24 protein-coding genes are annotated in these 20802 nt (G+C 35.2%); 1 reads left to right on the top strand and 23 read right to left on the bottom strand.

The genetic code is table 11. The annotated features are described in order from the left end of the window. Positions 1-8 precede the first annotated feature (8 nt). Positions 9-1151, bottom strand: coding sequence for a DNA-processing protein DprA (gene dprA / locus SUCMO_RS0103760; RefSeq protein WP_019879159.1), 1143 nt, complete (start codon positions 1149-1151; stop codon positions 9-11). 82 nt (positions 1152-1233) lie between these two features. Then, complete coding sequence (locus tag SUCMO_RS0103755) at positions 1234-2334, bottom strand: MGDG synthase family glycosyltransferase (RefSeq protein ID WP_019879158.1); 1101 nt, start codon at positions 2332-2334, stop codon at positions 1234-1236. 132 nt (positions 2335-2466) lie between these two features. Here SUCMO_RS0103755 and SUCMO_RS0103750 point away from each other — a divergent pair, with 132 nt between their 5' ends. Further along, positions 2467-3519 carry a nicotinate phosphoribosyltransferase gene (locus tag SUCMO_RS0103750; protein WP_019879156.1) on the top strand — a complete coding sequence of 351 codons (1053 nt, stop codon included), beginning with the start codon at positions 2467-2469 and terminating at the stop codon, positions 3517-3519. 91 nt (positions 3520-3610) lie between these two features. Here the strand turns inward: SUCMO_RS0103750 and rpmA are convergent, their stop codons facing one another. From rpmA to sepF, 21 genes are all read right to left on the bottom strand, one after another. Beyond that, positions 3611-3901 carry a 50S ribosomal protein L27 gene (rpmA, locus tag SUCMO_RS0103745; protein ID WP_019879155.1) on the bottom strand — a complete coding sequence of 97 codons (291 nt, stop codon included), beginning with the start codon at positions 3899-3901 and terminating at the stop codon, positions 3611-3613. Between the two features lie 6 nt (positions 3902-3907). Then, positions 3908-4231: a ribosomal-processing cysteine protease Prp gene (locus SUCMO_RS0103740; protein WP_019879154.1), complete on the bottom strand. Its 324-nt coding sequence runs from the start codon at positions 4229-4231 to the stop codon at positions 3908-3910. After that, positions 4231-4542: a 50S ribosomal protein L21 gene (gene rplU, locus SUCMO_RS0103735; protein ID WP_019879153.1), complete on the bottom strand. Its 312-nt coding sequence runs from the start codon at positions 4540-4542 to the stop codon at positions 4231-4233. Before rplU ends, SUCMO_RS0103740 begins: the two co-directional genes overlap by 1 nt. Positions 4543-4690: 148 nt before the next feature. Beyond that, positions 4691-6097: an Rne/Rng family ribonuclease gene (locus SUCMO_RS0103730; RefSeq protein WP_019879152.1), complete on the bottom strand. Its 1407-nt coding sequence runs from the start codon at positions 6095-6097 to the stop codon at positions 4691-4693. 10 nt (positions 6098-6107) lie between these two features. Next, positions 6108-6809 (bottom strand): TIGR03936 family radical SAM-associated protein, encoded by a 702-nt coding sequence (locus tag SUCMO_RS0103725; RefSeq protein ID WP_019879149.1) that lies wholly within the window; start codon positions 6807-6809, stop codon positions 6108-6110. Then, on the bottom strand, positions 6799-8676 hold the full coding sequence (locus SUCMO_RS0103720) for a TIGR03960 family B12-binding radical SAM protein (protein ID WP_019879148.1): 1878 nt from the start codon (positions 8674-8676) through the stop codon (positions 6799-6801). The genes SUCMO_RS0103725 and SUCMO_RS0103720 overlap by 11 nt, the downstream gene beginning before the upstream one ends. Before the next feature lie 10 nt (positions 8677-8686). Beyond that, entirely contained in the window at positions 8687-9793 is a 1107-nt protein-coding gene (gene rodA, locus SUCMO_RS0103715) for a rod shape-determining protein RodA (protein ID WP_019879147.1), read from the bottom strand. A 14-nt stretch (positions 9794-9807) separates the two neighbouring features. Continuing rightward, positions 9808-10077, bottom strand: coding sequence for a cell division topological specificity factor MinE (gene minE, locus SUCMO_RS0103710; protein ID WP_019879146.1), 270 nt, complete (start codon positions 10075-10077; stop codon positions 9808-9810). A gap of 21 nt (positions 10078-10098) precedes the next feature. Next, positions 10099-10890 carry a septum site-determining protein MinD gene (minD, locus tag SUCMO_RS0103705; protein ID WP_019879145.1) on the bottom strand — a complete coding sequence of 264 codons (792 nt, stop codon included), beginning with the start codon at positions 10888-10890 and terminating at the stop codon, positions 10099-10101. 44 nt (positions 10891-10934) lie between these two features. Further along, positions 10935-11621: a septum site-determining protein MinC gene (gene minC, locus SUCMO_RS10940; RefSeq protein WP_019879144.1), complete on the bottom strand. Its 687-nt coding sequence runs from the start codon at positions 11619-11621 to the stop codon at positions 10935-10937. 5 nt (positions 11622-11626) lie between these two features. After that, positions 11627-13411: a penicillin-binding protein 2 gene (gene mrdA / locus SUCMO_RS0103695; protein WP_019879143.1), complete on the bottom strand. Its 1785-nt coding sequence runs from the start codon at positions 13409-13411 to the stop codon at positions 11627-11629. Positions 13412-13440: 29 nt separating this feature from the next. After that, positions 13441-13932, bottom strand: a complete 492-nt coding sequence (gene mreD, locus SUCMO_RS0103690) for a rod shape-determining protein MreD (protein ID WP_019879142.1) — start codon at positions 13930-13932, stop codon at positions 13441-13443. Then, a complete protein-coding gene (gene mreC, locus SUCMO_RS0103685) occupies positions 13929-14801 on the bottom strand; it encodes a rod shape-determining protein MreC (RefSeq protein WP_019879141.1) in 873 nt (290 codons plus the stop codon). Before mreC ends, mreD begins: the two co-directional genes overlap by 4 nt. A gap of 8 nt (positions 14802-14809) precedes the next feature. After that, a complete protein-coding gene (locus SUCMO_RS0103680; protein WP_019879140.1) occupies positions 14810-15853 on the bottom strand; it encodes a rod shape-determining protein in 1044 nt (347 codons plus the stop codon). Positions 15854-15866: 13 nt separating this feature from the next. Beyond that, entirely contained in the window at positions 15867-16550 is a 684-nt protein-coding gene (radC, locus tag SUCMO_RS0103675; RefSeq protein ID WP_019879139.1) for a RadC family protein, read from the bottom strand. A gap of 21 nt (positions 16551-16571) precedes the next feature. Next, complete coding sequence (locus tag SUCMO_RS0103670; protein WP_019879138.1) at positions 16572-17150, bottom strand: Maf family protein; 579 nt, start codon at positions 17148-17150, stop codon at positions 16572-16574. 14 nt (positions 17151-17164) lie between these two features. After that, positions 17165-17539 (bottom strand): SoxR reducing system RseC family protein, encoded by a 375-nt coding sequence (locus tag SUCMO_RS0103665; protein ID WP_019879137.1) that lies wholly within the window; start codon positions 17537-17539, stop codon positions 17165-17167. A gap of 28 nt (positions 17540-17567) precedes the next feature. Continuing rightward, the gene (locus SUCMO_RS0103660) at positions 17568-17852 is read right to left on the bottom strand and encodes a hypothetical protein (RefSeq protein WP_019879135.1); all 285 of its coding nucleotides are present in this window, start codon (positions 17850-17852) and stop codon (positions 17568-17570) included. Between the two features lie 15 nt (positions 17853-17867). After that, positions 17868-18359 (bottom strand): hypothetical protein, encoded by a 492-nt coding sequence (locus SUCMO_RS0103655; protein WP_019879133.1) that lies wholly within the window; start codon positions 18357-18359, stop codon positions 17868-17870. Between the two features lie 117 nt (positions 18360-18476). After that, entirely contained in the window at positions 18477-20060 is a 1584-nt protein-coding gene (locus tag SUCMO_RS0103650) for a sodium:proton antiporter (RefSeq protein ID WP_019879132.1), read from the bottom strand. A gap of 279 nt (positions 20061-20339) precedes the next feature. Then, positions 20340-20744: a cell division protein SepF gene (gene sepF, locus SUCMO_RS0103645; RefSeq protein WP_019879130.1), complete on the bottom strand. Its 405-nt coding sequence runs from the start codon at positions 20742-20744 to the stop codon at positions 20340-20342. Positions 20745-20802 lie beyond the last annotated feature (58 nt).

The following is a 20802-nucleotide window of genomic DNA, read 5'->3' as shown; positions in this document are numbered from 1 at the left end:
ACACTCCTCTATTTTCGTAAGTATTTTTTATTATATTCATTTCTCACTGCTAAGCCATACATCTCTAACTGCAACAGCACTAAGTTAAGTTCGCTAAGTTCAATTTGCAATTTACATAAAAGGTCTTCTGCACTTAGTTCGATCTGATAGTCTAGGCTATTATAAACATTTTTTTGCTTTTCGTCTAATTCAAGGCCATTAGTAGCTTCTTTTAATGATATTTGTTGATATTGATCGCTACCAGAAAAGATATTTTTAGGTCTATTTCCAACTTTAAAATCATCTTGAAAATCAATCAAAATATCCTCTATGTTAGTTATCAATTTAGCACCTTGCTTTATTAAATTATGCACCCCTACAGTATTTTTCGAAAAAATACTACCTGGCACGCAATAAACTTCGCGTCCGTTTTCCAAAGCTAGCTCTGCCGTAATCAGAGCTCCACTACGTTCTGGGGCTTCTGCTAGCACCACGCCACGACTCAAACCACAAATAATTCTATTTCGAGCTGGGAAAGTGAATTTACTAGCTTTACTACCCGGGGGATATTCAGATACAATCAACCCAGTTGTTTGAATCTGCTCAAATAACCTGCTATTTTCTGGCGGATAGGCTTGATCTAAACCACAACCAAAAACAGCGATCGTTGGTAAACCATATTCTAAAGCACCAAGATGTGCTTTGGTGTCAATACCACGTGCGCCTCCACTTATTATCTGTACTTGTTGCGTGGTTTTACTTAACGCTTGCAATAAATACTCCACAACCTGCTTACCATAGAGACTAGCTTCGCGCGGCCCAACCACAGCTAAGTTATAAGTAGCGGTTAAATTACCCTGCCCCTTTGTATACAACAATATTGGACAATCACAGAGTTGTCGCAAGCTTTCTGGATATTCAGTTTCTCGGTATGTGATGATTTTTATATTTTGCCTTACGCAAATTTCACGTAACCGTTCTGGAATATTTTCCTTTTTCAATTGCTGTAAATGTTGTAAGCCTACTGTAGTCAACAATTTCGTTTGTTCTAATTCTCTAGGCAATAACTGCCAAATTCTTGTTGCTGTTTGAAAAATTTCCAATAAGCGTAAAATTTTACGATCACCTAGGCCTTTTACCAGTTTCAATGTAGCCAAATAATATTTTTCCAAGATAATTCACCTCTAAAACAAGGATTTTATCAATTCGGCTTTTAGGATACTATAAAAAGCTTTGAAATACAAGTTTTTATAATTAGTTTTTGCAAAAGTGTTGCAGTATCTTGCTACAAATAAGCCTAGTACTTGTCAAATTCAACTCTTTTTTGGCTTGTCTCCGTACGCCGCACAATAAGCAATTGACTTTTTCACTCAAATTTTCCTCTTGTTCTACAATCTCAGCACCATACATTTCTTGTAAGTACTCAGCGTTTTTTCTCTCTTGTCCAGGTAAGGGCTTATATATAATATAAGGTACTTGTCTACTTATTATCTCTGTGGAGCTTAATCCACCAGCTTTAGAAATTACTACATCTGCTAACTCTATTAACTCTACAATTTTTTCCACAAAGCGATAATTATAAATTTTTACATCTTTTATATTCTGTATTTGGTGATATAAAGTTTCGTTATTTCCCGTAACGGCTATAAAAGTTAAATTTTTCTTAGCTTTTAGTGCCTTGATTATTTCCAACATTGGCAATAATCCTTCGCCGCCGCCTAATAACAAACAGAGCTTATCGTTAGTTTTAATCTGCCACTTAGCTAATAATAATTTTTTATTATTAGCAGCAGGCTGACTGAATTCTTGTCGCAAAGGAATTCCAAACTTAAAAATTCGTTGGTTTTCTGAAAACATTATTTTATCTAGGTTAATATCGGGCAGATAATACTCTGCCACTTCTGGATAGTACCACCAATTATGCATAGTGTAATCAGTAACCACTCCAATAAGCGGAGCTTTTAGTTGTCGTTGCTGTTTCATTTGTGCAACAATCCCTGCCGCAGTCGCATGCGTAGCAATAATTAAATCCGGTTGCCAGTGACAAATATCTCGATAAGCTCTCCTAGCAATATATGCATTAAGAAGGTCTCTTGAAAAAGTACTTTTATTATCCTTATTGCCCCATTTATAGAGAAATGAATAAATTTGCGGTGATATACGCAAACTTAATAAATAAGCTTGCATAAATATTGCTGTTAAAAACTTGGGGATATACTCAAAAACATTTAAATGTTTAGTCTCTACATTATATTTTTCTAACTCCTTAGCTAGAGCTTGTGCCGCAATCGTATGCCCACTACCAATTGGTAAACTTAATAACAGTATTTTAAATTTTTCTTGTTTTTTCAGCATTATAATCATCCTTTTACTTAAAATGCTTGCAAAAGCACTGTCATTTATTGTATCATAATTAGCATTAAAGTAACTACCCTAAGAAATTTTTTTATGTAATATTATTTTAAGCTAATGACTAAGGAGAAGATCATGAAAAAAAGATTAGACATTAACACCTTCGATTTACCAGTGGAAAAAATCAAGTCTGGATTTTATACTGATAAATATTTTTTGCGCACTGCTGATATTTTAAATTCAGATAATAAAAATCCCCAGGTACTAATGCAGGTTTTTCAACGCGATCAAGTTTGTCTTTGTGGCATTGAAGAAAGTATTGCTATTTTAAAACGTTGCGCCTATAATCCTGATAATTTAAAAATAAGCGCTTTATATGATGGTGATCACGTGCAACCCTGGGAAACAGTTATGACCATTGAGGGGCGCTATCAAGACTTTGTTCATTTAGAGACTATTTACCTAGGTGCACTCGCACGCCAAACGCGCATCGCTACTAATGTTGATGCTTGTGTGCGAGCTGCTAACAACAAGCCAGTTCTTTTCTTTTCTTCGCGTTATGATCACTATAGCGTGCAAGAGCGTGATGGTTATGCAGCCTACATCGGTGGTGTAAACGCAGTTTCAACTGATGCAAACGGAGCCTACATTAACCTGCAAGGTGTGGGTACAATTCCCCATGCGCTAATTGCCACTTACAATAAAGATACCCTTGCTGCAACGGAAGCTTTTGACAAATATATGCCCGCTGATATTAAACGTGTTGCTCTAGTTGACTTCGATAATGATTGTGTTCAGACTTCACTCGAAGCTGCAAGACGTTTCGGCGATAAATTATTCGGAGTTCGTCTTGATACCTCCGGGAATATGGTAGACAAATCTGTATTAGAAAACATGGGCATGTTTAATCCGACAGGTGTTTGTCCGCAATTAGTCCACAACGTACGCCAAGCACTTGATCAAGAAGGCTTTAAGCATGTAAAAATCATGGTTTCTGGCGGCTTTAATGCTACTAAAATAGCTGAATTCGAGCAAGCTAAAGTTCCCGTAGACACTTACGCTATTGGTAGTAGTTTCTTTGATGGAAATATAAATTTCACTGCCGATATTGTTTTGGTTGATGGTAAACCAGCTTCTAAACAGGGTAGAAAATTTTTACCTAATCCACGTTTGGAACAAGTTAAGTAAATCGGCACAATAAATTGCTTTTAAAATAAATTATTATGCAAAAAAGCTGTTTCCTAAGCTAAGCAAAGGAAACAGCTTTTATTTAATTGTTTTAGATGGCCACTTCTACAGGATATACACTGATTTGACGATCACTGCGACCTTTACGTTCTATAGCCACGCGACCAGGTATTTTCGCAAATAATGTATCATCTTTACCTATGCCAACATTATGACCTGGGTGAAATTTTGTTCCACGTTGACGAACTAAAATGCTACCTGCAGTTACAGTTTCGCCAGAATGTCTTTTCACGCCTAAACGTTTTGAATGGCTATCACGACCATTTTTAGTACTACCAACACCTTTTTTAGATGCAAATAATTGTAAATTAAATTTAAACACAGTATTTCACCTCCCGCTCTCTTTAATGCGCACATGTTTTTTGTACGCTTGTGCTATCTGCCTTAAACCTAGCACCATCGTTTCTAATATTGCATCGGAGCGTTCATCTAGCAGTTGCTCCGTCAAAGTTACCTTTAAAAGACCCGGTTTAACCTCGTGCACTACAGCGAGTTTAAGATGCTCTACCAAGCCCAACAAGGCCGCCTGAGTCAGTGCTGAAATTCCAGCACAAACAATATCTTCGCCATAATTAGCATAATTTGAGTGTCCTTGTACAGAAAACTCAATAATCCGTTTCTGCTTATTACGTACAATATCAATATTTGTCATTAGGCTTCGATTTTCTCAATAACAACTTTTGTAAAAGGTTGACGATGACCTTGACGTTTACGGTAGTTAGATTTAGCTTTGTATTTGAAAACTAAAATCTTTTCACCTTTGCCATGTTCAACAACTTTAGCTGTTACTTTAGCGTTAGCTACAAATGGAGTACCAAATTTCATATCTTCGCCATTAACTACTGAAAGAATCTCTTCAAAAACTACTTGCTCGCCTTCGCCAGCCAATAATTTTTCTACAACTAGAGTATCTCCTTCGCTAACACGGTATTGTTTACCACCAGTTTTAATAATTGCGTACATAATTACACCTCCCTCATATGTTACTCGCCGAATACGGTATTACCTACGTAATTTAACCTGAACCTCTCCGTGCGGTTTGGGATAAAATTATAGATATAATTTTAATCTATGAAATGATATCATATGTAATACTTATTGTCAAGTTGTGCTAAGCTTTATCCAACAAAATCGAAAATAATTCCCGGTGCATAGACTCCACTAGTTTAACCTTAATTTTTAAATTAAGGTTATGTTCTACATTTGCCAAGTATTTTTTACTAAAAAAATCCCCTAAAATTGGATGAACTTGCAAAACTATTTTCCTGTTGCTTAATTTTTCTTTACTTAAACTTATTAGGCTGCGATAAATTTCCAAGGAAACATGCTCTACTGATTTCAATTTACCACTACCATGGCAATAATTACAATCCGACATCAACAAGTTATACATATTTTTTCGCATCTTTTTTCTGGTAATCTGCATCAAGCCTAATTCTGTAAAGCCTATAACTTTTGGCTTACGCCTATCTAAGATAAATTTATTTTTCAAAACCTGACTAATTTGTTCGCGTTCTTTTTCCTTTTGCATATCAATAAAATCTATAATGATTATACCCGTAATATCTCTAAGTCTTATTTGCCTAGCAATTTCTTGCGCTGCTAATAAATTTGCTTGCAAATAACTGTCGCCCATTTTATTTTGGCCAGTAAATTTACCACTGTTTACATCTACCACCGTTAGGGCTTCGGTATAGTCAAAAATTAAGTAACTACCATTAGCCAAATCGACCCTACGATTTAGTAAATTATTAATTTCTTGATTTAAACCATAAAACTTAAATATATCTATTTTATTGCGATACAGTTTTATTTTTTTTATTAGCTGCTGGTCTATGTCATTAGCCAATTCTTGAATAATACGGTATATGGCTTCATTATCAACAATTACTTCCGAAATTTCCACTTGCAAATAATCTCTGATTACTCTAACTGGTAAGGATAGTTCTCGATATAAAATGCTACCGACTGGCAAAATTTTATATTTAGCTTGTATTCCTTGCCACAAAGAAATCGCTTGCTTAATATCCAAGGCTATTTCTTCCATACTTGCCTCTTGACAATTAGTTCGCATTATTAAGCCTATATCTAAAGTTCTTGTTGTTTTTGCCAATTTTTCCAAAGATAAGCGTTTTTCTTTATCTGTTATATTCTTAGATATGCCAATATAATTTACTAACGGCATTAAGACAACATATCTACCTGCTAGAGAAATTTTTTGACTAACAACAGCACCTTTATCACCCGTAGCATCTTTAACTACTTGTACAATTATTATCTGCCCTTCTGTTATCTGTGAGTTTGGTTCCATCGTCATAAAAACATTTTTTCCAATACCAATATCTAGGAACGCAGCATTAATACCACGTTTAACTTGTTTTATTTGACCTTTAAACACACAGCCTACTAAACTTTCGGAATAGGTCCCTTCCATTGTATATTCAACCAGCACATCATCTTCACATAAAGCCACACAAGTTTGCTCCGCATTAGCACTAATTATAATTTTTTTTTGCATAGCATTATCCTCAATTGCCTATCAATGATTTTGCTACACCCATTTCATCAAAAGTGTATAGTCGCTCTCTTAAAATATGAATATCTTCCAAGGAAACAGGTAATGCAAAGTGTTCAACGAGCACTTGGGAAATTTCCATAGCTTTTAGACTTCCTGTGGGCGTTATTAAACAACTGAACTTTATCAATAAATTTTGGTTTTCTTGCTGCAAACTAATTGCACCTACAAAATCTTTGAGATCTATTGTTTTGACACCTTTGTTTTTCGGCAATTTTTTTTGAAATTTTATCTCTAACGTATCTCCATAAGCTTGTTCAATAGCATTCAATTCCGTTATTGATAACTCTTTCACTAGCGGCAAAGTCACTAAATAATCTGCTGCTCGAGCCGTAGCCATTAATTTCGCTGTTTTTTTGGGCACCATGTCCACTGCCACTATTTTTATTCCTCTGGGCAAACAATCTTTAAGTCTACTCACTAATACTTCTGGAGCCTCAAGCTGTTTTAGTTCAATTTCACAAGCCTCACAATTACTACTAACCCCCACCCCTAAAGCTGATGCTAAGGAAATCTTCATGTGCGGATTAAATCCTTCGGAATAAGCCACTGGAATTTTAGCTCTTTTTATTGCTCTTTCGATAGTTTTCACATATTCCAAATGTGAAATAAATGAAATTTCTCGATCCTTAGTAATTAACAGTCTAATTTTCATTCTCTTGCACCTGCCCATCTACGATATGAACTCCTAATTTAGGACAGACTCCACAGCCAGTACAAATTCCCCGACGACAATCTGTTGTTAATTGTTCTGCCAAAGCTTTTTGGTACTCACTTATTAAAAAGCTTTTTTGCACCGCAGGTTGAATATGATCCCATGGAAAAACTTCTGAAAAATCACGTTGACGATCAATATAAAAAGCCATATCCACGCCCTCTAAAGCAAAAGCCTCCACCCAAGCTTGATAATTAAATTTATCCGACCAGCCATCAAACTCCGCTCCTAAGGCTACAGCTCTCGCAAGTACTTTGCCCAAGCGCCGATCCCCACGTGCAAAAACTCCTTCTAATCTACTAACTTTACTATCATGATATTGAAAATTAATATTTTTATTTTGTTGCAAAATTTCTTTAAGTAAGTATTGTTTTCTTTTTAATTCTTCTTCTGAAGTTTGTACTACCCATTGAAAAGGAGTGTGTGGTTTAGGCACGAAATTAGAAACACTTACCGTAACTTTCGCGCCCCCCTTACCCGTAACTTCCTTATAACATGCTAATACACTATAAGCAAGTTCTGCTATAGCTTTTATATCTTCGTCTGTTTCCGTAGGTAAGCCAATCATAAAGTATAATTTAACATGTGACCAACCTGATTCAAAGGCACTTTTAACAGCATTTAAAAGATCTTCTTTTGTCACACCTTTGTTAATAACATCGCGCATCCGCTGACTTCCAGCTTCTGGTGCAAAAGTCAAGCTACTGCGCCTTACTGTTTGGACTTTTTTTGCTAAATCAACTGAAAAACTATCAATGCGCAAAGAAGGCAAAGAAACACTTACTTGTTCCGAACGAAATTCTTCAATAAATTCTTCAATTAAAGGCTGCAAACATGAGTAGTCTGCTGTACTTAAAGATACAAGCGACATTTCATCGTAACCTGTATTGGCAACAAGTTTTCTCGCCAAATCTTTTAAGCGTTCCTTACTGCGTTCCCTTACTGGGCGATACACCATGCCGGCATGACAAAACCTACAACCCCGTGTACACCCTCGGAAAATTTCCAACATAATCCGATTATGTACAATGTCTGTAAACGGAATAATTGGTTTAGTAAAATAATCAACCTTATCTAAATCTTGAACAACACGCTTATAAACTATAGCTGGTGCCTCTGGCATATTGGGTTTTACAGCTGCAATTTGCCCATCAGCTTGATAAGTTATATCGTAAAAATTCGGAATATAAATACCTGAAATTTGGGCAGCTAAACGTAAAAATTCATTTTTGCCGCCAACCTTCCCCGCTAATTTCCAATTTCTATAGGCTGCACAAAGTTCAATAAGCACTTCTTCACCTTCGCCAATAATAAAAATATCGAAAAAATCAGCTAGTGGTTCACAATTATAAACACAAGGCCCGCCGCCCACAATAAACGGTTGGTTTTCATCTCGCTCTTTTGCTAATAAATCTATCTTACCCAACTGGAGCATTTTCACAATATTAGTATAAGACATCTCATATTGCAAAGTAAAACCAACAAAATCAAACTCATTTAAAGCTCGTTTACTTTCTATACTCCCTAGAGTTAATTGCTCAGCCTGCATTATTTTTTGCATATCTACCCAAGGCGTATAAACTCTTTCTGCCCAAATATACTCCTGTTGATTTAGTAAATGATACAAAATTTTAAAACCTAAATAACTCATTCCGACATCATAAATATCAGGAAAAGCCAAAGCAAACTTAACTGGTATATTTTGTTCATCTTTATATATATTGCCAAATTCTCCCCCAGTATAACGTGCTGGTTTTAAAACCTGGTGCAAGAATTTTTCTGGTATTGCCGTTTTGTTTTTTTTCATTACACTTCTCCTAGAACATTAGTTTTTGTTTACGCATATTTATATTCAACAGCAATCCTACTGACAGCATGTTAGTTGTCAAAGCACTTACCCCATAGCTCATAAAAGGCAGGGGTACTCCTGTCACTGGCATTATCCCAATTGTCATCCCAATATTTACAAACAAATGAAAAATAAACATTGAAACAATTCCCACTGCAATCAAGGCTCCAAAATCATCTTGAGCATTCATTGCAATTTTCAAACCTCGATATATCAATATCGCATACAGCAATAATACAAACAGACAACCAATTAAACCTAACTCTTCACCTATTACAGCAAAAATAAAGTCTGTATGGTTTTCCGGTAAAAAACTTAATTGACTTTGCGTCCCTTGAAATAGTCCTTTTCCTGTAATTAACCCTGAACCAATTGCTATTTTTGATTGGATAACATGGTACCCAGAGCCAAGTGGATCCATTTCGGGATTTAAAAAAACTTTTATTCTAGATTTTTGATATTCTTTTAAAACTTGCCAAAAAACAGGTAACAACAGTACGCAAATCCCCATAGATGACAATAAAAACCTAGTATTAATTCCGGCTACATAAACCATCCCTAACATAATCGCAAAAAAAACTAGCGAAGTACCTAAGTCAGGTTGTTTCATCACTATTATCGCTGGAATTATTACAAACAATAATACTGGAGCTATATCTACTAGTTTTTTCAATTTGCCTTTGCGCTCTTCGAGAAAAGCGGCAAAGGTAACGATCATAATTATTTTAGAAAATTCACTGGGTTGTAAACTTACTGGCCCAATTTGAATCCATCTTTGAGCCCCTAAAGCTGAATGACCTACAACTAGCACCGCTACTAACATCAATAAATTAAAAATATATATAACTTTACTAGCTTGTAACAAATTACGGTAATCAAATTTTAAAGTAAAAAATACAATTAGCACATTAACCAAAAAAAATATTCCTTGTCTTTGCATATACCAATAACGATCCTCGGCAATGCTATTTACGTGTGTTGCGCTCCCAATCATTATTATGCTAATAATATTTAATAAAACAGTAACCCCGATTAAAGTACAATCGAGGTTTCTTAATAACTTATTATTTATCATTTTTTCCCCACAAACTAACCTTTTTTCTTTTTAACAGGAATATTAGCAATTATAGCTGTTGATGTATCAATTTTATTCAAAGTAATATCAATATATTCCCGATCTATTTCTACATACTTGGAAAGTACTGCAATTAATTCGTCTTTTATTTTTTCAAGATTTCTTGGTGAGATTTCTAATTTATCTTGTACTAAAACAAATTGCAATCTTTCCTTCGCAATATTTTTAGACCCAGCTTTATCACGACTATTAGAAGAGAAAAACTTTTGTATTAAATCCATCATGTTACAGCACCATCCCTAAATTCATTTTCTAAAAATATTTTTAATCTTTTCAAAAAAACTTTCTTGATGATTCAAGTTTATAAACGGAATTTCCTGTCCCAACATTCTACCAACAATGTTGTTATAAGCTCTTGCTGCTATTGAATCTTCTGCTACTACCACTGGCTCACCTTTATTAGTAGAAATTATAACCTGTTCGTCATCTGGAATCATGCCAATTAATTTTATCGCCAAAATATCTTCTATATCACGAATATCTAGCATATCGCCCCGTTTTACCATATTAGTCCTAATTCTATTTACGATTAACCGTGGATTGGACAAACCAGCTGATTCTAATAGACCAATTATGCGGTCTGCATCCCGTACTGACGAAACTTCTGGCATTGTTACAATTATTGCCTTGTCGGCTCCAGCAATCGCATTTTTAAAGCCACTTTCAATCCCGGCTGGACAATCAATCAAAACATAGTCAAATTCTTTTTTGAGTTCAGCACATAATTCTACCATTTGCTCTGGGTTTACGCTATTTTTATCTTTTGTTTGTGATGCCGGTAGCAAAAACAACTTTTCATAACGGCGATCTTTTATTAATGCTTTTTTTAATTGACAACGTCCTTCAACCACATCGACTAAATCAAAAACTATTCTGTTTTCCAAACCCATAACCACATCTAGGTTTCTTAAACCGATATCAGTATCAATCAACACAACACTCTTATCTTGCATTGCTAACCCTGCACCTAGATTCGCTGTAGTAGTAGTCTTGCCTACGCCACCTTTACCTGATGTTATAACAATAACTTCACCCATATGCTTTAGCTCCTTACTTCAATATTTTTGTTGTAATTTATTGCTTATACTAAATTGTATATAACTATATTACCATCTACCACTTTTGCACGCTCTAGTACTTTGGAGCTATTTGTTATATCTTGTCCGCCCACAGCTATGTATTCAGAAATACGTAATTGACCACCGATTATCTTGCTTGCTGTAATTACAGCCTCAGCATCACCTAAAGCGCCTGCATGTAAAAATCCTCGGCTCACGCCACTAATCGTAATATTCCCTTCGGCCAATACTGTTGCACCTGGATTCACATCGCCAATTATTACAACGGAACCACAATAACTAACATGCTGCCCGCCACGCAATGTTTTATATACTATCAAACACTGTTCCTCTGCAACTTCACCATTTACAAATGAAATATTGCTCTCACAAACTTTTTGTTTATTTTCTTCAATATCAATTGTCATTTTCTCCGAAGTTATTTTTGTTGGTTTAGCAATAAGTTCTGTTTCAACATATGTTAAAGAATATTTTTCCATAAGAGCTTTTAGTATTTCTTTTTGCTCATCTTTTAAAATCACTTTACCTATAAGTGAAATATTCATTTCAACAGGAGACTTCTTCAAAAAATCTCCCGTTGCTTTTAATTTTTTCTCAACTAAAGTTAATAATTCTTCAAAATCTAGGTCATCTTGCACATGCAGTTCCAAACCATTTTTTTTGCCCTTTAAAGTCAATTTTTCCTGCATAACATCTACTCCTTTATCCCAAATGCTGCCGCAAAAACTTTTCTAGCAACTGGTACTACGGACATACTTGCGTAACCACCTTGATCAATAATAATTGCCACAACAATGCTAGGATTGTCAAATGGTGCATAGCCAACAAAAACACCATGATTTTTGCCATGCGGGTTTTCTGCTGTTCCTGTTTTCCCGGCTATTGGTATTGGGAAATCTTTCAACTGCTGTCCAGTACCACCTTCTTGAGCTACACCACGCAAACCTAAGTTAATCGCGGCTAAATTACTTTTACTAACACCGATATCTGCTATTTTTTCTTTTTTAAATTCCTTAATTACTTTTCCATTCTGATCTAAGATTTTCTCAATTAAGTATGGACGATATCTTATGCCGCCATTAGCAACACTTGCTGTTGCTATGGCTAGTTGTATAGGCGTGGCTAGTTGGAAACCTTGTCCAATTGTCGCATCAAAAGTTTCTGCTAAATACCAGTCCTCATCAAAAACTCGACGTTTATAATCACGACTAGCAACTAAACCTTCTGATTCGCCATCTAAATTTATTCCTGTTAATGAACCAAAGCCGAATTTCCTCGAATATTCCTCTAACTTATCAATCCCTGTCCGCAAACCCATCTCATAAAAATATACATTATCTGATTTAGCTAACGCTGTTTTTAAGTTTATCGAGCCTAAAGCTTTGCCTTCATCATTGCCTTTTTCAGGAACTAACGGATGATAACCACGATCATAATATAACTCTTCTGGCGTTACTTTTCCCGTTTCTAAGGCAGTTGCCGCAGTAACAATTTTAAAAGTCGACCCTGGCGGATATTCACCACTTATAGCCTTATTATCCATAGGATGGAATGGATTTTCATTTATCTCGCGCCAATCTTTATAGGAAATTCCCGTAGAAAACAAATTTGGATTAAAAGTTGGTCTACTCACCATAGCCAAAATTGCACCAGTGTTCGGATCCAAAGCAACTAATGCGCCTGCATAAGCATTAGGACTACCACCATATTTGCGTAAATATTCCATTTGCGCATCTAAAGCCTGCTCAGCAGCCTTTTGCAATTCTGCATCTATCGTCAATTGAACATTGTAACCTGGAACTGGTTCCTCTTTGCCTAGATTATCTACCACATTACCGGAAACATCAACTTCGACTCGGTTAGCACCATCTTTCCCACGCAGATATTCATCATATTTTTTTTCTAAACCCATCTTACCTAATACGCTACCAGCTACATAACCTTTTTCCTTAAGTTTTTCCAACTCAGTTTCATTTATATCACCTACATAACCAATTATGTGTGCTGCCAATTGATTGTGTGAATAAATTCTTATAGGTTGAACTTCTATTAAAACATCTGGAAATTCTCTCTTTCGTTCTTCCAGCATTGTAACTATTTCTGCTGAAACATCTGTTTTTATAACAACTCGATTTAACTCAGTGTTTTTAGAAACTTTATTTAATATTTCTTCACTTGAAACATTAAGTATTTTACTTAATTTCCCTAAGTTATCTTGATTGATTTTGCCTTTCGTCACCACTAAGGAAACTGTAAATCCAGGCCGATTTGTAGCCAAAACATCTCCCTTGCGGTCATAAAAAATACCTCTTGGAGCCATAATTGAAGTTATTCTAATTCTATTTCCATCAGCCTTCCGTTTATATGAATCACCTTCAAAAACTTGCATATATACTAAGCGCATGATTAAAACTAGAAATAAAATTCCGATAAGCATACCCATAAATTCAAATTTGTAGGTATATTTTTTACTAAGCATAAGTATCCTCCAAGAACAACCTATCGACTTTAGCTGAAATCAGTTTGTTGATATAGTTTTTTGCACAGAATATGTAACGGATAAGCAACTATTGAACTAGCAAACACACCAACTAACATATCAGTTAAAATATTTATCCAACTATAAACAACATAGCCAGCCAGCAACGACCAAACTATATAAATCACATTATATGCCACCAAAAAAGCAGCAGTTAAAAAGATAGACAAATAAACATTATCACGGAAAGTTTTTTCTCTAATTTGAATTATAATATAAGACAACACTAAAGTAGTTAACAAATGAAAAACAAACATCCCACCAGACAAGTTATCTTGAACTGCGCCAACAATAAAAGCATTAAATAAGCTAGTTTTTAAAGGAAACACCATACTTAAAGTTATAATATATACCAACGGCAAAACAATTTCACTTTTAGCAAAAAAAGTCATCGGCCATACAGTTATTTGGATAAATAAAATTAGTATTGTCGTAAATAACACGGCTAATTCTCTTTTCATTTTTTCTCTCCGATTGGCTTATTTAACAAGTTATTGCCTACAACTTCTGGTAAAGTATTAACATTGGTAATTATCATAACCTCTTCTAACTTATCATAATTAACACTCGGTTTAATTATAGCATATTTTAGCAAACCGCCATCTGCATTTTCCACCTTCAAAACTTCACCTATCAGCAGGCCTTTTGGGTAAATCCCACCAAAACCTGAAGTAATAATTTTGTCGCCGACAATGACATCTGCATCACGCGATAACTTACTAACTTTTAAATACTGCCCATCTATTACTTCCCCACCAACAATTCCCACTGCTCTCGAAGCAACTCGTTGAACTAGTCCACCCACGGAACTTTGGGGATGCGAAATCAGATTGACTTTTGCTGAATTATCATACAACATAGCAATACTACCAATCAAACCATCAGCGGTAACAACTGGCATATTTTCTTTAATACCATCAACTCGACCACGGTTAATAATAAACTCGTTTTTAATTCTGCCTGGAGCTCTCCCTATTACCTTAGCAGTAATTAAGGTGAACTGGCGATTTTCTTCCCGATAAGCGAGCAATTCCCGTAAACGCTTATTTTCTGCCCAAACTTCTACCGTAGAATAATTAGCAGCTTGTAATTCTTCAACTTCTTTTTTTAAACGATTATTTTCTTGATAAATATGGGCTAAATTAAAATAATAATCCTTGCGCCCAACCAACCAACTTCCACCATCAGTAACTTTTTCTTGTACTGGTGTTAAGACGTTTAAAAATAAAATATTTAACAGCGACCTAGAATCATTACGCGCCACAAAGAAACACAACACTATTATCACTAGTGCATATATAAAATTTTTATGCTTATCTATTAGTCTCATATCTGACCTCACCTAAGTCTGCTACTTCTGCGTCTACCCATTTCTGCTTGTTTTAGAAAATCCACATTCTCAGCAACTTTGCCTGTGCCTATGGCAACACAAGAAAGCGCTTCATCTGCAATAAATACAGGCACCCCTGTTTCTTTGCTAATTAATTTATCTAAATTTTTCAATAGTGCTCCACCACCTGCTAACATTATCCCTCTATCCATTATGTCAGAGGCTAGTTCTGGCGGAGTTTTTTCTAAAGTACTTTTTACTGTTTCAACTATTGCAGTAACCGGTTCATTAATTGCTTCTTGAATTTGTTTAGAAGTTACATTAATATTTTTAGGCAATCCTGTTAATAAGTCACGACCGCGAATACTATATTCTTCTTCAGCACCAACTACAACTGCCGATCCAATATTAATTTTTATTTCTTCAGCAGTACGTTCCCCAATTAGCAGGCTATATTGTTTGCGAATATATTGCACAATTGCTTCATCAATTTTATCGCCACCAATTCTTACAGAACAGCTATTAACTATGCCCCCCAAAGAAATTACAGCCACATCAGTAGTACCGCCACCAATATCAACTATCATACTGCCTGTAGGTTCATGCACAGGTAATCCAGCTCCAATAGCGGCAGCCATCGGTTCTTCGATAATAAACGCTTCCCGTGCTCCTGCTTGCATTGTAGCATCAATTACAGCTCTTTTTTCAACTTCAGTTACACCTGCTGGTACACCTACAACAATTCTAGGTTGTATCAAGCTCTTACCACCCAAAACTTTACGAATAAAATATTTCAACATTTCTTGAGTTACATCAAAATCAGCAATAACGCCATCTTTCAAAGGACGAATTGCAACAATATTACCTGGAGTTCTGCCTAACATATTTTTAGCTTCTTCTCCCACTGCCATAACTTTGTTATTATCTTTTTGTATCGCTACCACTGAAGGTTCATTAATAACGATACCTTTTCCTTTTACATGCACTAAAATATTTGCCGTTCCCAAATCTATACCCATATCCTTTGACAGCGAGCTAAACAAACCAAACATTCCTTTTTTCCCCCTAAATTAATGATTTCTCTTTAAAACTATAGTAATTGCCATTACCTATAATAATATGATCCAAAACCTTTATCCCCAAGACTTCTCCTGCAGTGCACATTCTTTCTGTCGTTTTCCGATCCTCTTGACTCGGATAGCTATCACCAGACGGATGATTGTGTGCTACTATAATCGAAGCTGCATTTCTTGTTATCGCTTTTAGAAAAACCTCCCGTGGTTCAGCGATAGTCGCATTTAAAGTACCTTCGGAAACTTTTTCTAAACCAATTAGTTTATTTTTTATGTTTAAGAGTAATACATAAAATTGCTCTTTATTTTCATACCTTAACAATGGCGTAAGTATTTTCGCTATATCTATCGGTGAAGTAATGCTTTCAAGCGGAAATACTTTTGCGCCCATAACTCTTTTACCAAGTTCTAAGGCTGCCTCAATACTAACGGCTTTTACTAGACCAATTCCTTTAGTTTTAGCCAGAGCATAAACATCAGCTTTTGCCAAATTAACAATGTTGTCAAATTGTTTCAGTAAGTCCTTAGCTAAATCTAAAGCAGATTTTTCTCTTGTGCCACTTCTAATTAAAATCGCTAATAATTCCACCTCTGTCAAATACTGCGCCCCATTTTTCAATAATTTTTCACGAGGCCGATCTTCATTAGGCAAATCTTTAATTTTATAATTAGCCATATCCACACCTCTTTAAAGTGTCTACTTCAATTTTGGAGTCTTAATTTGCCAACAATTCAGCATTGAATATAATAAATTCAATGGTAAACCAACAACATTGTTATAACACCCCTTAATCTTTTCAACAAAAACCGCCCCTAACCCTTGAACAGCATAGCCACCCGCTTTATCCAAACCTTCACCAGTGTTCACGTAACTATAAATTTCGTCCTTAGTTAAAGTTTTAAATTTCACCTTAGTTTCTAGAAATTGATAGTTTCTTTTACCTGCGTAACTTATTGCCAAACCAGTCAAAACACTATGTTCTCGGCCAGATAAAGATTCTAACATACTAACTGCCTCATGTAAATCAGCCGGTTTCCCTAGAATTCTACCATCAAGCACCACAACCGTATCCGCAGCAATGATAACTTTATCAGTATTCAACACTTTTCCCTCAACATCGTTTAGTTTACCTAAAGTATTAGTTTCCAACAACTGATAAACGTCTTCGCCGCTAGAAGCTTCTTGAAATTCACTCGGAAGTATTTGTGCTTTAATACCAATTTGCTCTAATAAGTCTTTGCGTCTAGGCGAGGCTGAAGCTAAAATAAACTCCATATATATTCACCTCGCTAATTAATTATTTTGCTGACAATCCAATAATTATCTTTCCCACTCAAATTTTTCCTTAAAGGAATTATGTAAAAAAGTGAAATAATTGACCAAACAACACCGCCAATTCCTCGGCCCAACCAAACATTTTGGTCAAAATAATTTGCTAAATTCCCCCCAAAAAGAAATCCTGCTAAAAACGCTAATATCGGCAACCCAAAAGTTATAAGTTGCAACTTGCGGATATTTACTTCCCGCTCTTCTACATTTACTTTATTGCCAACCTTAGCACCCACACTATTCCAAGCATCAATTATTCGTTGTTGGTTATCTCCCATTTTTACCTTGGCTTGCGTACTATATACTTCAATAACTGTCCCAATTTGCTCTTTCACTATTAACCCTCTCAATTTCCTTGCTTATTTAAATCAATGGTAAAACAAACAAATACCAGTATCCAAAAGAAAAAATGGCACCATATATGGCAAGAAAAACCAAAATCCCTTGCCAACTAACTGGATAACCAAAATTAATGTAATCCCCCATAAAACCTCTTCTTGTAAAAAAACTAGAGCGAGTCCTTTTTTTAAACCAGGTGTTTTTGTTCTCTTGCCCAATAAGTCTTGCAACTAAATAAATATACGCGAAAGAAACACCTATTATTTGAATTAATCTTTCTAAAACAACCATACTTTCTCTGTCTGTCATAAAGTCCTCCACCAGTTATTCTAAAGGTAAAAATTTCTCAGGCATTTTTTTTCTCAATTCTTTGATAAATCTATCACTTACTTTAAACAAAACTCCTCTTAACGAGCCATTTTCATTAAATACAATCAAACGCATTGTTTCGTCGTCCACTGAAGAATAGCGATGAATATAATGTCGCAACTTCGTTTTCTTAAAAAAGCTTTTTACATATTTATTAGTATAACTTTCTGTAAGCTCTAATTTGTTCACATATTTACGCGTAAATCCTAATCCATGGCTTAATACAATAAATTCTGTATCTGTAAGTATATATGTGTATGTAAATATACAGCGCCAGACCCATAAGCCTAAAAATATTGTTGCATAAGACCAGCCTAATAAACTAATCTTCCCTAAACTAGACTGATAGGCTTCCCAGGCAAATAATGCTAATATTACTAATAGAGCGCCATAGCGATAAAAGTTTCTTTCCGAATCTTCTCTGGATACTTCCCGATAAATTTCCAAATTACAACCTCCTATACTAGTTTTTATAAATTTAAAGAGGCAGAAGATACTTTCTGCCTCTTCGCAACCTTTATTATAGCAAATTTCCTTTAATATTAATAGCTTTTTTATACAAAACTACCGGAAAAACAATACTGTATTTAATAAAAACAACGGAATTAAAATCGCACCCGACCAAAGCATATAACCAAAGAAGCTTGGCATCCTTATCCCATTTTCTTCAGCAATTGACTTTGTCATAAAATTAGGCGCATTGCCTATATAAGTATTCGCACCCATGAACACCGCTCCACAGGAGATGGCCATTAAAACCTGTTCATTGAGTATGCCCAAGTCAGTAATAACACCCGTTGTGGCACCCATTTGCCCAGCCATACTCGTAAACACCAAATAAGTAGGAGCATTATCAAGAAAACTCGAAAGTATTCCAGTTGCCCAAAAAAACTCTACCGGAGTATTAACACCAAGCTCATTACCACGTACTTGCAAAATTTGCAAAGCTGGAACTATAGTGGCGAAAATGCCGGCAAATAGTAAGCCTACCTCTTGTACTGGCATCCAAGTAAATTTATTATTTGTTCTAATTTCTTTCGACGTAAACTTTAAAGAACACAATGCCATCAATAAAATTGTTACATCTCTTGCGATATTTATATAAGCTATATTAAAATCATGTCCCGCATGCTGCATAACAGTTATACCTTTTAAGCAACTATTGGCAGTATCATAAAACATTGGATGATGTGCCAGCGTACCACTTAAAATAACTGCTGCTAAAATGCCCGCTAAAAAAATCAAGTTATGTAGTCCAAGAATTTTTATTTTGGGAATAGTTTTTTCGCCATGCATCTCGTCATTATGTACATGTACACTAAAAATTTCCGCTACTTGTTCTTTAGCTGTAATTTCATTCCATTTTGCTGGGCCAGTTACACTACCCGCAACTCTTTCTTCACTAATATGTAATTTATGTCGTGTATAAAAAAATGCATCTAAAGCAAAATATACTGTCAACAGCAAGAAAATATTGACTAACCATGGGCCAATTAATTTTAACGTCCAAAAAAAAGGCACCCCATGTAAAAACCCTAAAAATAGCGGAGGATCGCCGACTGGTGTCAAGGCCCCGCCAATATTACTTACTAGGAAAATCAAGAAAATTATTGTATGCATTTTCATACGTCTATCACTATTAGCATTAATTAGTGGTCTAATAACCAGCATTGTAGCTCCCGTAGTTCCAACAATACTAGCTAAAAAAGTGCCAATAAATAACATTATTGTATTAGAAAGTGGTGTATTTGGTAAACGTCCACTAACATTAATTCCACCTGCCACAACAAACAAGCCCGCAACTAGGGTTAAAAACGGCACGTAATCAACTAACATAATATGTATAAATTCGTATGCAGCTTGACCAAATCCCCAAAAGATCCCTGAAGGAATTGTAAATAGAGCGGCCCAAAACAAACTAACCTTGCCCATATTTTCTTCCCACCAATGAGCATTTACTAGCGGACATACCGCAATAGACAATAGCATACCTACAAAAGGTATTACACTCCACAAAGGAAATACAAATGAAGAATGTGTTTCTGCCGCAGCTTCAACATTATTTGGAGTAAAAAATACTATCACCAACAAAGCTAGAACTGCCCAGCTTCCACCTAAACTAAATAACTTGTAAACCCTATTTTTCATTTCAGCATTCCTCCCACACCGTCCTTGGTATAAAACCAGAAACCAATTTCCTATGAGACAGCAAAAACTAGAAAGTCTAATAACTATCTAATAACTATCCATTAATTTTGATACTTTTAAACTGCTTTTAAGTACATCGTCACCTTCTTTCTAATCTTCCTCTGAATTTTTCTGCACATAGCCAATACCATTACTTTATATATTCTATAAACAATTAGAAAATCCTTTTAATTATAAAATAAAAATAACCTATCTTTCAATAGGTTATTTTATTCTTATCTAAATTATTTGAAAACCTTTTTTCTCTAAACTGCTTAACTTAGTCAAACGTTCAACCTTAGCATTCGCTGGTGAATAAAGGATCGTTTCTCTTGTAACCTTTTCCACATTGGCGTTTATTACATAAGCCACCCCATTTAGAAAATCAAACGTACGTTGTTTGTCTTCATTATTCAGTTTACTAAAAGAAAACAACAGCGCTTTTCCTTGAACCAACTCTTTAACTAAAGCTTTTGCTTCTTCAAAACCACTTGGGCAAACAGTTAAAATTGCTAACTTGCTAACCTTGGGGGTTGGTTTAATAATTTCTTCTTTTATTATTTCTGGAAAATCTTCTTGCTCGAATTCATCATGTTCCTCAGTCAAAAACTTGCTTTTCACCGCTGATACCATTTCAGCTAACACATTAAGACCCCCTTCTAAAGGTTTATCCACATAATATTAACATTATTATATCAATTTT

The organism is Succinispira mobilis DSM 6222, from assembly GCF_000384135.1.
Classification (GTDB): Bacteria; Bacillota; Negativicutes; order Acidaminococcales; family Succinispiraceae; genus Succinispira; species Succinispira mobilis.
The sequence above is the reverse complement of the archived record's forward strand: the minus strand, read 5'-3'. Positions and strand labels throughout refer to the sequence as shown.